Here is a 15,116-nt window from a genome sequence, read left to right as displayed (position 1 = left end):
AGAAGAACCTCAACAAGTTTGTTAAACGAAGTGTAACCAAAAAACTTCTTGCAAAAATCATATTATTAGGACTAACCGCTAAATTTATTCGCCAAGCTTGAATAAGTACTCGACCAATGACGTTTTGAGCCCAGAAGGCACTTATCATTCCTTCGGAGTTGTTTGTCGAAAAAGCTTTTATTTTTTGACCTAGGGCGTTTTTTACACAAAGGATTATTCTTAATTTTGATAAACAAGATTACCAAGAAATAGCCTTAGGTAAGATTTTGGATACAGACAAAATAGAATTGGATTTTTATACGAAGTTGAAATACAGAATTTTATCAGAAATTCTTGTTTACACATATTAAAACATTACTTTGGAAACATCAGCCGCTCTCAATCATACACGCACTGTTATTTTACAGGATATCCCGCTAAAGAAAGTTCTGGCCAGACGAGCTGTTTATCATACGCTTTTCTGGATAGTAATTAGCTTGTACAATACGCTTTATCTAGGTTTTTTGAAGGACGACTATTCAGAAGCTTTTTTTGAGTTTGCTGTCAAATTTCCTTTTTACCTGACCCTTGTATACGGTAATATCTATTATTTCATTCCAAAATTTTTATTGAAGGGCAAATATCTTCAATATGTGGTCTTGTTGACAGGCTCTACTTTGTTGGCGGTAGCCTGCTTTCAAACATTGATTAACCATTTGATTTATATCAACTATTGCCCTGTTGGTTACCGTTCAGATATTTTGTTTGACCCAAAGCCAACCGTAAAGAGAATGTTTGATATGATTTCGGTATTTGGGATGACCACTGGTATTAAGTTGACCAAAGATTGGATTGGGCATCAAGAAAGGATTAAGGACCTTGAAAAACAGAATCTTAAGAATGAATTGGAGTTCTTGAAATCGCAGATTCAACCACACTTTTTCTTCAATACCCTGAATAATTTATATTCATTGACCTTGAAAAAATCAGATCTTGCGCCTGAGGTTGTTGTGAAGCTTTCAGATTTGATGAGCTATATGTTGTACGAGTCAGATAGTTTGGAAACCACTCTCCGTAAGGAAGTAGAACATATCAAAAACTATTTGGATTTGGAGGGACTGCGATTTGGAAAGCGCCTACACTTAGCATTTGACATTGTGGGTGAGGTAGATAAAAAGAAGATACCTCCTTTGTTGCTATTACCATTTATTGAAAATGCGTTTAAACATGGCACTTCACACGAGACAGGTGAGATTCATTTGAAAATCTTACTGAATATAGATGCAGATAAGCTGGTTTTTGGGGTTACAAATCCACGTTTTGAAAATCAGTCTTCTCGAAAAAAACATAAAGGCTTAGGACTGAAAAATGTAAAACGCCGTCTTGATCTTTTGTACGGCAACAACTACAAGTTAGAAATATTACCAACAGCCAAGGAATATTCTATCAGTTTAGAGTTGCCATTTGAGCCGACTATATTAAATGAATCACGGTCAGTTAAATAGAGAAGTAATGAGTTTGAAATTGGATTTAAACCCAATTTTAGGTCATTTAGCTGAATGTTGTACCGTAGATGGTTTGAAGATATTTCCCAAAACTAGATTTATATGAAATTAAAAACGCTAATTGTAGATGATGAGCCATTAGCCCTTGACGTGCTTGAGACTTTTATCCAGCGAGTAGAGGGATTGGAGCTTGTAGGGCGTTGTGAAAATGGCATTCAGGCATTTAATCTACTCCAAAAGGGAGGTATTGACCTTTTGTTTTTGGATATAGAAATGCCAACCTTGGATGGATTAGAACTACTAAGAAGCTTACATAACCCTCCAAAGGTTATTATTACAACTGCCTACCGCGATTACGCAGTAGAAAGTTATGAATTAGATGTGATTGATTATCTGGTAAAGCCGATTCCTTTTCAGCGATTTGTGAAAGCTGTAAATAAAGTTCAACAAAAATCTGAAGAGATCGACTTAGTTACCGAGGCAAATGCCTTTAAACCACAAGCGCCTGCGGGTAAGCCCGAAGCGATGTTTATTAAGGTTGATAAACGTATTGTAAAAGTATATTTCAATGAAATTTTGTTTATCGAAAGCTTGAAAGATTATATACGCGTTCACACGACTACCGAATCTTATGTGACTTATCAAACTATGAATGGGATTGGAGAGATACTACCAGAAGATGACTTTGCTCGTATTCATAAATCTTTTATTGTGGCTATTCATAAAGTTACTTCTATTGAGGCTAATGACCTGATTGTCAACAATCGCTCATTGCCTATTGGAAGAAGTTTTAGAGAAGATATTCTTGAAAAAATATATAAAACAGGAGTTTTGGCAGTGAAGTAAGTTCTTAGGCGTATTATCGAAAAATCCTAACTAGGAGATAAATCCAACATCAGAAATCTGAAATAGATAATTCTCTTAATATCATCAAAAAAGCGGTCAGAAATTATTTTTCTGACCGCTTTTTTGATGATACTACGGTATATCCAACTCGGCTCAAGACGCAATCATTGCGTCTCTACTGCTAGAATACAAATTTTTATAATTCACTCTATCTCAACTCACTCAATGAAGAATAACTCATGTTTTGATGGTATAATGCTGAATATGAATCGTATAAGTAAGTAAAGTATGACATTTCTACAGCAGCAAATACGATATTTAGCATAATCGCTCAATCACTAAATCACAAATCACTCAATTCTATAAGCAGGATAAGCTCTTTAAAAAAGTAACACTAATTGCAGTTATTATACAATTTACTGGTAGTTTTGCGCTGGGATGTAAAGAGGAATCTATGGATAGTAATCTAAGGAATACACAACTTTGGCTGGCATTTAAAAGTGGCGATAGTGAAGCACTAGGGCAGTTAGCTAGTGAGCATTACCGTGTACTTTACAACTATGCGACGAAGTTTACAAAGGATAGAGAGCTCATCAAAGATTGTATTCAGGACTTATTTTTATACCTCTGGGATCAGCGCGAAAATCTACAATCTTCACCTTTTGTGACCATCTATTTATTAAAATCACTAAAGCATAATCTGTTCAAAAAGCTCAATCAAGAAAAGAAATGGGTCTTAGATGATTTTGATACAGAGTCGCCCTTTTCGGAAAATACCAATGTAGAGTCTACCATTATTGCGTTGGAGCTTTTTGCAGAAAATGAGCAAAAAGTAAGAAGTGTCTTAAATAACCTTCCTAAGAGACAACAAGAAGTGATTTTTCTCAAATTCTACGAAACACTAAGCATCGAAGAAATTGCTGAAATTATGGATATGAATAAGCAATCTGTTTCTAATTTATTACAAAGAGCAATTCATAATCTAAAACAAAATTGGCAATTGGCAGTCTATCTTCTTTATTATCTGCACTTTAACGTCAGACTTCAATAGTTTTTTCTTTTTTAGAAAAAATATTTCAAAAAAATAACTTCCAAAGTGAGTATCTGAGTATGAGCAAAGGCTATTACTAGCAAAGTGCGAAAAATACAAGATATTCTATGTTCGATTACAAAAACTTTTCAGCTAATGATTTTGCAATGGACGCATTCTTTCGGGAATGGGTATTGAAGCCTACGCCCGATTCTTCAGCGTTCTGGAAAAACTGGTTATCGCAAAATCCAGAAAAATCAGAAGTAATTGAGAAGGCTCAAAAAATTGTAATCACGCTAAAAAATGCTCAAGAGGAAATTTCTGAAGATGAGATAGATCATGCTGTGGCGCAAATAGTAGCCGCTGCCAATCAGCGAGAAGCGCAAAGCAAGCCTATCATTCGCCCAATTTGGTCTACCACGAAGTTAATCCGTTGGGCTGCCAGTATTATTGCCATTGTGGGACTTACTTGGTATGCCTATGATTACTGGGGCAATAGACCATCAGAGCTATATACCAAAACTGTTGCAACGATAGTGAATAAATCCAATATGGTTGAAATGTTCAATAAATCATCCGAACCAATGGTGATTACGTTACCTGATGGCAGTTCGGTGATTTTACAACCCAAAAGTAGACTAAGTTATCCTTCTCAATTTGATGATTCTGTGCGTGCGGTGGTGTTGTCTGGAGAAGCTTTTTTTGAGGTAGCTAAAAATCCTCAACAACCTTTTTTAGTATATGCCAACGAATTAATAACCAAAGTGCTCGGAACGAGTTTTACTATTAAAGCATTTGCCAATGATACACAAGTAAAGGTAATTGTAAAGACAGGTAAAGTGTGGGTATATACTGCAAAGGACGCTCAGCAACCTCAAGCAATAGAGGCGATAACTGCCCAAGCTACCTTGATACCTAATCAACAAATTACTTTAATCAGAGAAAAATTAGCTTTACAAAAGGCCAATGTTTCAGCACAAATGATTCATGACTTACCAAGTATCCAAACCCAAAGCTTTGAGTTTAAACACACTCCATTGTCAGAAGTATTCGAAATGTTAGAATCAACTTACCATGTAGAAATTGACTATGATCAACAACTGATGTCGGCGTGTGAACTTACAGCATCTTTGGGTGACGAGCCTTTACCTGAAAAGCTAAAATTGATTTGCTCTGTAATTGAGGCTACTTATGAAGTACAAGATGGAAAAGTAGTCATTCACGGAAAGGCTTGTAATTAAGAGGCTTTAGGCATTAAGCTGTAAGCCATAAGCACAGTTTTGTGCATTCTTGAAAAAGTTTTTCCGAGAGCCCATAGCTGAAAGCCGAAAGCCCAATAGTTGCTAGCTAAACTTATTTTTTATCAATCAAAAACAATCTACAATCTCAAATTTACTCTAAATGCCTTTTTTCTATAAATCAAAATCACCTCCTATGAGTGGAGAGATAATTGAAATCTCGCTCAAATAAAAAAGCCGACGGTGCTACCAACACCATCGACTTATTCATGTACATCCGAAAGTTTCTCAGGCTTTTCATCAAGATTTTTGATGGACAGGATGCTTTATGTCAGTTTTTCAACTAACCAATCAAAATTATGTCAAAAAAACGACAATTCACTAAGATTCCAATCAAGATTATGCGAATCTCCTTCGTGCAGATGATTGTCTCAGTTTTGTGCATGTCAATTGCCAATGCTGGGAATGTAAAAGCTCAAGATTTACTAGACCAAAAAGTGAGCATTGTCTCTACTAATCAGGCTTTTGAAAAAGTGTTGGAAACACTTGAGCAAGAAGCTCATGTGAAATTCATGTATAGCCCTCAGCTTATTGCTTCTGGGCGAAAAGTCTCTATTTCAGCTAAGAAAGAAAAGCTTTCTACGTTGCTAGAAAGTCTTTTGAAACCTCTTAAAATATCATACGAAGTTGTTGATCGAAAAATTCTACTAAAGCGTACAGAGTTAGGAGGTTTTTTAGAAAACAAAGTGACCACAGCAATAGCTCAAACCATCAAAGGAAAAATTACCGACGCCGAAAAAGGTGATGGAATTCCCGGGGTGAGTATTGCTATAAAGGGAACTAATCAAGGTACTGTATCTGACGAACAAGGTAATTACACTTTGACCGTTCCTGATGAAAAGGCCGTTTTGGTGGTTTCTTCAGTAGGGTATATCAAAGCTGAAGTAGTAGTGGGTAATAGATTTACCGTGAATATTAGCCTAAATCCCGATACTCAAAATTTGGGTGAAGTAGTGGTGGTTGGATATGGTACTCAAAAGGTTACAAACGTTTCTGGGGCTATTGCCACAGTGAAAGGTGCTGATATTGAGCGCCTTCGTCCTGTCCGTCCTGAAGATGCTTTGCAAGGTCGTGCATCTGGTGTAACGATTATTTCCAATGGTTCTCCAGGTTCAAAGCCAACGGTGTTGATTCGTGGTATTCCTTCATTCTCGGGTACCGACCCTGTAGTAATTATCGATGGTGTTCCGCAAACATTAAATGATTTGAATGCTATTAATGCGGCAGATATTGAGTCAATGAACGTATTGAAAGATGCTGCAACTACCGCAATTTATGGGGTAAAAGGCGGTAATGGGGTAATTGTAGTAACAACCAAGAACGGAGCGAAAAATCAGAAAGCTGAAGTTTCGGTAAGTTCAAACTACGGAGTACAACAAGTGATGAAAACCATTGGCGTGCTTAATGCCACAGAATATGCAGCTATCCTCAACGAAGGAAGTACATTGGCAGGTGGAGGTTTGATTTTCAAAGACTTGTCAAGTGTAGGTGTTGGAACAAACTGGCAAAAGCAAATTTTTAAAGAAGCTGCTTTACAGTCGCACAATGTAACGGTCCGTGGAGGTAGTGAGCAAGTTCAGTATTTTGTTTCTGGAGGTTATACAGGTCAAGATGGTATTGTAGGAGGTGGAAAAAACTCCAATTTCAACCGTTTGAATTTGACTTCTAATTTGACTTTTCAACTTAGTAAAAAGGTTAAATTATTATCCAATACTAGCTTTGTAAACATCCAAAGCGTTGGCGTTCAGGAGAACTCGTTTAACTCGATTATTGGTAGTGCACTCAATTTTGACCCAACAGTTCCTGTGTTGAATACAGCTCCAAACACTGTGGGTAAATATGGGTTTAGTAATTTGTTGTTATCGGAGATTTTTAACCCTTTGACAAAACTTGACAATAACTACAACCAAAGCAATGGTAACAAATGGTATGGAAAATTAGAGTTGCAATATGAGGTAATCAAAAACCTAACGCTCGCTTCTAGATTTGGCTATACTAATTGGAATAATACTTACAAATCATTTACTCCTTTGGCTTTCTACGGTCCACTCAATGTTGAAAACACCATGAATGCCGATGGTTCAACCGTAACAGGTCGTCATAATAGCGTCTATGAATCAAAACGTACCGATAATACTTACACTTTTGAAACCTTTGGAACGTATAATTTTACCTTACCAAATGAACACCATTTCGAAACTGTTGCAGGTATTTCTTTAGCGAAAGTTTCTGGTGATGAAACCAATGGTTCTCGTCAAGATGTACCATTTAACTCATGGGAGTTTGCTGATATTACTGCCGCAACTGGTGTCAATACAGCCGATAATGTAAATGCTATTTCGATGGGAAATAGTCAATATTTCCGTAAAAACCTTTCATATTTTGGACGTGTCAATTACGATTGGAAAGACAAATATTTGGTGTCCTTCTCTGCTCGTCGTGATGGTTCTTACGCATTTGGTGTCGATAATAAGTTTGCCAACTTCTATGCTGGTTCGTTGGGCTGGGTTGTTTCTAGCGAAGACTTTTTCAATGTAGATTTTATTAACTATCTCAAAATCAGAGGAAGTTATGGTACAATTGGTAACGAAAACGTTAGCCCTCAATATGTTGGAATTATTTCGGGTGGACCAAGCTACGCTGGCGATGCCAACAGTAATGGATATACCTTCGGAAATTCTTTTGTGAGTGGATCAACGGTTGGTTCTTATGCCAATACTACTTTGCGCTGGGAAAAGCAGATTCAAAGTAACATAGGTTTTGATACTCGTTTTGGCAAATATTGGTCACTTTCTGCTGATTATTTCGATAAATCTGTGGACGGTCTTTTGTTTACGCCATCTGTTTCGTTATATCTGGGTACAGCAGCCCCTCCAACAGCCAATATCGGTTCTACGAAAAGTAATGGTATTGATTTGAACTTAGGTTTTACCTATCCCATCTCGAAACAAGGGCAGTTTAGCACGAATATTACTTTTACAACAGCTAAAAACCTAGTAACTGCTACTAACTCAGACGGTACTGCGATTATTCCAGGAGGAAATTATTTCAATGGTCAATCTCAAAGCGTTACTCGTTTCCAACAAGGCTATGCGCCAGGGTATTTCTATGGATATAAAACAGCAGGTTTATTCCAAAATGCTGCTCAAATCAGTGAAGCACCTACTCAAACAGGAGCAGTGCCGGGAGATATCCGTTTTGTGGATGTAAACAAAGATGGTAAGATTACAGACTTAGATAAAACAGAAATTGGTAATCCATTCCCTGATTTTACGATGGGTTGGAACCTTAGTTTAAGTTTGAAAAACTTTGATTTTACAATGTTTACCTACGCTTCTGTTGGAAATGATGTATATCGTGCCTACGAAAGAAATGCTATTTACTCAAATAAGGATAGAAGTATTTTGGGTCGTTGGACAGGCGAAGGCTCAACAAATGATGCCAAATTCCCTCGTTTTTCTTTTGTAGATGCCAATAGCAATATCCGTGTGTCAGACAGATACGTGGAGGATGGTTCTTTTGTAAAAATCAAAAATATTCAGGTAGGATACACTTTGCCAACAAGTTGGGTATCTAACAAAGTATTTAGTAAGATTCGTGTTTATGCGCAAGTGAAAAATGCTTACACATTTACTCGATATTCAGGATTTGACCCAGAAATCCCAGGAGGAATTTTGGATACAGGTGTTGACCGTGGGGTATATCCACAGGCACGTACTTGGTCAGTGGGACTTGACTTGAAATTTTAGTTTAATCTTATTAAAAAACACTGAGAACAATAACTCGGTACTGGATTATGAATACGAAAAAATACATATATACATTCTTGGTCATTGGGGCACTTTGTGGAGGATGCACCCAATGGGTTGACTACAGTCCAAAGGACGATTACAAGGTAACAGATGCTGATTACCTTAAATCTGAAACCGACTATAGAAGTATGGGAGTAAGTGTTTACACACCAATTCAATGGCTAAATCAGGTGGTTCCAATTGGGGATATTGCCTCTGATAATGCAGCCGCAGGCGGTGAGAATGCCTCTGACATACTGAATTTACAACAAATTGATGACTTTTTAGTAAACAGCCAAAATGGAACTTTAACCGAAATCTGGAAGGCTGCTTACGAAGGCATAAACCGTGCTAATTATCTCTATCAATATAAAGATACCAATCCGTCAGGAGTAGCTGTCAACTTTACAGGAAAAGACGCATTGTATGGTGAGGTGGCATTTTTGAGAGCCTATTACTACTTCACTTTGGTTAAAGTGTTTGGTAATGTTCCATTGTTTGTAGATAAAAAATTGGGTATTGCTGATTCTAGAACGCTCAAGCAAGCTAAACCTGCCGAGATTTATGCTCAGATTGAAAAGGATTTGACAAACGCTATTGCGGTATTACCAACTACTGACCCTAAGAATGGACGCATTACCAAATATGCAGCTCAAGCACTTCTTGGTAAGGTATATCTCTATCAGAATAAGTTTGACGCCGCTGCACCAGTACTCAAAAGTGTGGTTGATGGTCCTTATACTTTGGTCAGTAATTTTGGAAATATCTTCTTGCAATCTGGCGAAAATGGCTCTGAAGCTGTATTTGAAATTCAATATTCTAACGCTTCACCTTATTACAACTGGGGTGGTACTACTCGTGGACAAGGTAACTATGCTGTGCAACAATGTGGGATTCGTGGATTGACGGGCAATAGTCCTTACGCTGCAGGTTGGAGTACTAATTTGCCTACTCAAGATTTGGCGAATGCCTATGAAGCAGGCGATACACGCAAGGCAGTTACCTGTTTAGATATCGAGGCATATAAGACTGCTAATCCAAGTATGAATATTACGTATCAGGTGGCTCCATACAAAAATACGGGTCTTTATAATCAGAAATACCTTCCTCGTAAAGGAGAGTCGAGCGGACAAATTGAATTGAACTACTTGAATAATCAGCGTATCATTCGCTTGTCGGATGTGTATTTGATGTACGCAGAGGCATTAAACCGCAAAGCATCTCCAGACGATGCAACGGCTTTGGTATATCTAAATAAGGTTCGTCAAAGAGCATTTGGCGATAATAACCACAATTTGTCTGCTACTGGCACAAGTCTTCGTGATGCTATCTGGAAAGAGCGCCGTCTCGAACTTGGTATGGAAGGCGACCGCTTTTTTGACCTCGTAAGAACAGGTCAGGCAGCTACAAAATTGACGGGTTTTAAAGTGGGTAAAAATGAAATCTTCCCAATTCCTCAAGTCGAAATAGAAGTTTCTGGTCTTGTACAAAACCCCGGTTATTAATCTCAATCTCCATTTTTTCTTTGAAAAACATGAATCTTAAAAATATAGCATCCAGCATTGGATTGGCATTGGCAGTATTCGTATTGCCATCTTGTCAAGACCGACTCTATAATGATATTGCATTTGTGGATAAAGCAAGTGCCCCAAGTAAGCTTTCAGCTTTATTTGAAATCACCCAAGATAATACGGGTCTGGTAACCATAACACCTAATGGCGAAGGGGTTGCCTACTTTTCGGTTGCTTCGGGTTTAGCAGGTGCTACACCAGCTACAGTCAACCCTGGTGGAAAAGTTCAGTGGAAATATCCTGAAGGCAATCATAGTGTTGTAGTGAAAGGCTTTAATGTAGGAGGAAAAAGCACCGAAACGACTTTACCATTAACGGTATCTTTCAAAGCTCCAGAAAACGTCGAAATGACTGCCACCATTGATCCAACTAATCCTAAAAAGGTCAATGTTACAGCTAAAGGTTTGTACGAAACTAATTTCAAAGCCTATTTCGGTGAAACTGCAAATGAGGTGCCTGTTTCATTCAACGAAGGGCAAACCATCAGCTATACTTACAACTCTGTTGGCACATTCACTATCAAAGTCGTAGCGTTGAGTGGCGGTGCTGCTAGCACAACGGTTACCCAAAATGTAACAATTGTGAGTCCTGTGATGCTTCCGCTGGATTTCGAAATTGCTGGACAAGAATATACTTTCTCAAACTTCGATGGAGGTTCTGTAAGCATTATCAATAACCCTCAGAAAAGTGGTATCAATACTTCTTCAAGAGTGGGTAGAATGATCAAATTCGCAGGTCAGCCTTGGGGTGGAAGTTTGATTACTTTAGGCAGCGCGATAGATTTTTCTGTGAATAAATTTTTTGCTATGAAAGTGTTCTCTCCAAGAGTGGGCGCGAAGGTGTTATTAAAGGTTGAAAATGCTACCGATGGAAGCATTAGTTATGAAAAAGAAGTAGTGACCACAAAAACCAATGCTTGGGAAGACCTAAGTTTTGATTTTAGTGCTATCAATACCACGAAGTCATACCATAAAGTTGTACTCATTTTTGATTTAGGGACAATGGGTGATGGCTCAGCCAATTACACTTTCTTATTTGATGATATTCGTTTGTACAAGCCAGTCACGGCTGAAAGTCTGACGGTGCCGTTGACATTCGAATCTTCTAGCTTGAAATACGATTTCGTCAATTTTGATGGAGGAAATGCGAGTGTTGTTGACAATCCACAAAAGACAGGTATTAATACTTCCTTGAAGGTAGGTAAAATGGTTAAATCTGCTGGACAAACTTGGGGAGGTTCATTTATCACTTTAGAATCGCCAATTGATTTTTCTGCTAAAAAAACCTTTAAAATGAAGGTGTATTCTCCACGAGTAGGAGCTAAAGTCCTTTTGAAAGTAGAAAATCTAACCAATGGAGCTGTCAGTTTTGAAAAAGAAGTAACCACCACCAAAGCTAATGCGTGGGAAGAACTAACCTTCGACTATAGCGGTATCAATGCAAGTCAGTCATATCAAAAAATAGTGCTGATTTTTGATTTGGGAACAATGGGAGATGGGTCAGCCAATTTTACTTATTGGTTTGATGATATTATTCTTCAATAAAATGGAGTAAAAAAGGAATATGTCTGAGTAATAGTGCGACATGAGCAATACATCATTTCCACTATTACTCATTAGACTAATTTTCTAGAATTATTTATTCATGTTTAGATTTTGACTCTTATGAAATATACAATAAAATCAATCACAACGCTTTTGTTTGCAAGCGCACTTGGTCTAACAGCCTGTAAGCAAACAGAATTTGGTTTTGGTGATATTATTACTCCAAGCAACTTGACTGTAGTTGCTGATGTGATTGGAGTAGATGCTAATAATCCAAATGGTAATGGAACAGGAAGTGTTAATATCGCTGCACAAGCAGGGCAAGCACTTTCTTACAAGATTGACTTTGGCGATGGTAATTCACAGATGGTTCCTTCGGGAAAGGTCGCTTACAAATATGCCAATCCTGGAACTAACGAATATGTGGTTTCAGTAAATGCGATTGGTACAGGTGGTGCAATGACAACACTTAGTAAAAAGGTAAAAGTGTTCGTAGCATTCGAAATACCTAGCAATATCCTAACGGCAATGACAGGTTCAGGCTCGAAAGTTTGGATTACTGATAATGAGGCAATAGGTCATGTGGGTGTAGGTCCTTCGGATGGTTTTACTCCAAGTTGGTATGCTGCCGATCCAAACCAAAGACCAGCTTGTTTGTATGATGATGAAATTACTTTTGCCAAAACTGCCAATAATCAAATTACTTTAAATGTTGATAATAAAGGTCAGTCATCTTTGATAGGAGCTGCTACTTCATTCTACGGTGTTTCAGGACCAGATGGTTGCTATGATATTAGTACAGGAGGAACAAAAGCGCTGACTTTTTCACCAGCAACTTCGGCTTCTACTTCCACAAACTCGACAAGAGTACAGTTTAAAGTCCCAGGAAATGGAATCGTAAATTTTGGAACAGGTGGTACCAGTTATGAAATTTTAGTACTTTCAGAAAACAACATGACGCTCAGAAGTATCGGCTCTGATGGTAATGCTTGGTATATGAAACTAAAACCTAAGTCAGCTACGACGCCAGTCACTGAAAAGAAACTAGTTTGGTCTGACGAATTCAATACTGATGGTGCTCCGAATCCTGCCGTATGGGGATATGATTTGGGCAATAATAATGGCTGGGGAAACAATGAAGTTCAATATTACACAAATCGTGCAGATAATGCGGTTGTACAAGGTGGTGTTTTGAAAATTACGGCAAAAAAAGAAAGCTATCAAGGTTCAAACTACACATCTGCACGTTTACTGTCGCTCAATAAGTATTCTTTTACTTACGGCCGTGTTGATATTCGTGCAAAATTACCATCCGCAGGAGGTACTTGGCCTGCATTATGGATGTTGGGCTCTAATATTCAGACGGTGGGTTGGCCAGCTTGCGGTGAAATAGATATCATGGAAATGGTTGGTAACAAACCTAATGTTATCTTAGGAACTGTTCATCATCCAAATCACTCAGGTGGCAATGCTGATGGCGGAAGTACAACGATTACAAATGCTTCCACAGAGTTTCATACCTATTCTTTGGATTGGTCGGCAAGCAGCATTAAGTTTTATGTTGATGATAAATTATTTTACACTTTTGCCAATAATAGTTCATTGCCATTTAATAAAGACTTCTTCTTTATTATGAATATTGCACTAGGAGGAAATTTGGGAGGAACCATAGACCCAGCCTTTACTACTGCGACTATGGAGGTTGACTATATCAGAGTTTACCAGTAAAAGGAAGATTCAATAGCACGATGTCATTTCTCATTGAGCGGATGAGTAATTATGTTAAAATTAGTATTCTAGCCGTAGAGACGCAATGCTTTGCATCTTAAGCTGAGTAAAATCATGCATATTAGCACCAAAAAAGCGGTCGAAAAGTATTTTTCGACCGCTTTTTTGATAAAAACGTGGAGAATAATCCCAATCCTAAAAATTAGGGATGACTCATGTTTTTGGTAATATCAACGCTTTAGATGCAAATCAATGAGTTTCTACAAATAAAATTTAACTGAAGATAATTACTGATTGCACAATCGCATTTTAATAAATCCTAGTAAGCTCTCGCAAAGATTACACGACGAGATGAAGGATTGCCTGTATAAATACATTTGCCTTCTTCTTCTTTTGCATCCAAAGGAATACAACGAATGGTAGCTTTGGTTAACTCTTTAATTTTTTCTTCTGTTTCTGGCGTACCATCCCAGTGAGCAGATATAAACCCTGGTTTTTCGTCCAACGTTTTTACAAACTCATCCCACGAGTCAACTTCAAGGGTATTTTCTGTTCTGAAAGACAGAGCACGGTTGTAAATATTTTCTTGGATTTCTTCCAATAGATTTTGAATAACCTCTACTACGCCTTCGATTTCATACGTCTTTTTCTCTTTTGTATCACGACGTGCAATTTCAACAGTGCCATTGGCAAGGTCACGAGCACCAATTGCCAAACGTACTGGAACACCTTTCAATTCGTATTCAGCAAATTTGAAACCTGGAGATTGTTTATCTGAATTGTCAAATTTAACTGAGATACCTAATTTCTTCAAAGCTTTAACGATAGGTAATACTTTTTCAGAAATAGCTTCTAATTGTTCAGCACCTTTAAAAATCGGAACAATTACCACTTGAATTGGTGCCAATTTTGGAGGCAATACCAGGCCTTCATCATCAGAGTGAGCCATAATCAAAGCACCCATCAAACGCGTAGATACACCCCACGAAGTACCCCAAACATAAGCTTGTTGGTTTTCTTTGTTAGAGAACTTTACATCAAAAGCTTTTGCAAAGTTTTGACCCAAGAAGTGAGAAGTACCTGCCTGAAGTGCCTTTCCATCTTGCATCATTGCTTCGATACAGTAAGTATCATCTGCACCTGCAAAACGCTCGTTGGCAGTCTTTTTACCACGAATAACTGGTACAGCCATAAATTCCTCAGCGAATGTGGCATACACGTCCAACATTTGCTCGGTTTCAGCAATTGCTTCCTCTTTAGTAGCGTGCGCTGTGTGACCTTCTTGCCACAAGAACTCCGCAGTACGCAAAAACAAACGCGTACGCATTTCCCAACGCACAACGTTAGCCCATTGGTTAATCAAAAGTGGAAGGTCACGGTATGACTGAATCCAGTTTTTATAAGTACTCCAAATAATAGCCTCAGACGTTGGGCGAACCACTAACTCTTCTTCAAGGCGAGCATTTGGGTCAACAATTAATTTTCCTTTATTTTCAGGGTCGTTTTTCAGACGATAGTGTGTAACTACAGCACATTCTTTAGCAAAACCCTCTGCATTTTTTTCTTCAGCTTCAAATAAACTTTTCGGTACAAAAAGTGGGAAATAAGCATTTGTATGTCCTGTTTCTTTGAACATATCGTCCAAAGCACGTTGCATTTTTTCCCAAATAGAATAACCGTAAGGTTTGATTACCATACAGCCTCTAACGGCAGAATTTTCGGCTAAATCGGCACGCTTAACAAGTTCGTTGTACCACTCAGAATAATTTTCGCTACGTTTTGGTAAGCCTTTGCTCATGGGTTGTTTTATGGTTGGTTAATGCC

Annotated in this window: 9 protein-coding genes; 8 read left to right on the top strand and 1 reads right to left on the bottom strand. The window is 38.0% G+C overall.

Annotation, left to right across the window (positions count from 1 at the left end):
• Positions 1-359 precede the first annotated feature (359 nt).
• The 8 genes from QM481_RS07560 to QM481_RS07525 all read left to right on the top strand — a co-directional run bounded on the left by QM481_RS07560 (position 360) and on the right by QM481_RS07525 (position 13,292).
• On the top strand, positions 360-1,484 hold the full coding sequence (locus QM481_RS07560) for a sensor histidine kinase (RefSeq protein WP_166549067.1): 1,125 nt from the start codon (positions 360-362) through the stop codon (positions 1,482-1,484).
• Between the two features lie 102 nt (positions 1,485-1,586).
• Positions 1,587-2,330: a LytR/AlgR family response regulator transcription factor gene (locus QM481_RS07555; RefSeq protein WP_166549066.1), complete on the top strand. Its 744-nt coding sequence runs from the start codon at positions 1,587-1,589 to the stop codon at positions 2,328-2,330.
• 454 nt (positions 2,331-2,784) lie between these two features.
• Complete coding sequence (locus QM481_RS07550) at positions 2,785-3,381, top strand: RNA polymerase sigma factor (RefSeq protein WP_283381295.1); 597 nt, start codon at positions 2,785-2,787, stop codon at positions 3,379-3,381.
• 107 nt (positions 3,382-3,488) lie between these two features.
• A complete protein-coding gene (locus tag QM481_RS07545; RefSeq protein WP_283381294.1) occupies positions 3,489-4,601 on the top strand; it encodes a FecR family protein in 1,113 nt (370 codons plus the stop codon).
• Positions 4,602-4,957: 356 nt separating this feature from the next.
• Positions 4,958-8,407: a SusC/RagA family TonB-linked outer membrane protein gene (locus QM481_RS07540; protein WP_283381293.1), complete on the top strand. Its 3,450-nt coding sequence runs from the start codon at positions 4,958-4,960 to the stop codon at positions 8,405-8,407.
• A gap of 47 nt (positions 8,408-8,454) precedes the next feature.
• Positions 8,455-9,954: a RagB/SusD family nutrient uptake outer membrane protein gene (locus QM481_RS07535; protein WP_283381292.1), complete on the top strand. Its 1,500-nt coding sequence runs from the start codon at positions 8,455-8,457 to the stop codon at positions 9,952-9,954.
• 29 nt (positions 9,955-9,983) lie between these two features.
• Positions 9,984-11,564 (top strand): PKD domain-containing protein, encoded by a 1,581-nt coding sequence (locus QM481_RS07530; RefSeq protein ID WP_283381291.1) that lies wholly within the window; start codon positions 9,984-9,986, stop codon positions 11,562-11,564.
• Between the two features lie 120 nt (positions 11,565-11,684).
• Positions 11,685-13,292, top strand: coding sequence for a family 16 glycosylhydrolase (locus QM481_RS07525; protein ID WP_283381290.1), 1,608 nt, complete (start codon positions 11,685-11,687; stop codon positions 13,290-13,292).
• A gap of 319 nt (positions 13,293-13,611) precedes the next feature.
• On the opposite strand, the gene proS is transcribed toward QM481_RS07525, so the two are convergent.
• Positions 13,612-15,090 carry a proline--tRNA ligase gene (gene proS, locus QM481_RS07520; RefSeq protein WP_283381289.1) on the bottom strand — a complete coding sequence of 493 codons (1,479 nt, stop codon included), beginning with the start codon at positions 15,088-15,090 and terminating at the stop codon, positions 13,612-13,614.
• Between the last annotated feature and the right edge of the window lie 26 nt (positions 15,091-15,116).

The organism is Flectobacillus rivi, assembly GCF_030056655.1.
GTDB lineage: Bacteria > Bacteroidota > Bacteroidia > Cytophagales > Spirosomataceae > Flectobacillus > Flectobacillus rivi.
The sequence above is the reverse complement of the archived record's forward strand: the minus strand, read 5'-3'. Positions and strand labels throughout refer to the sequence as shown.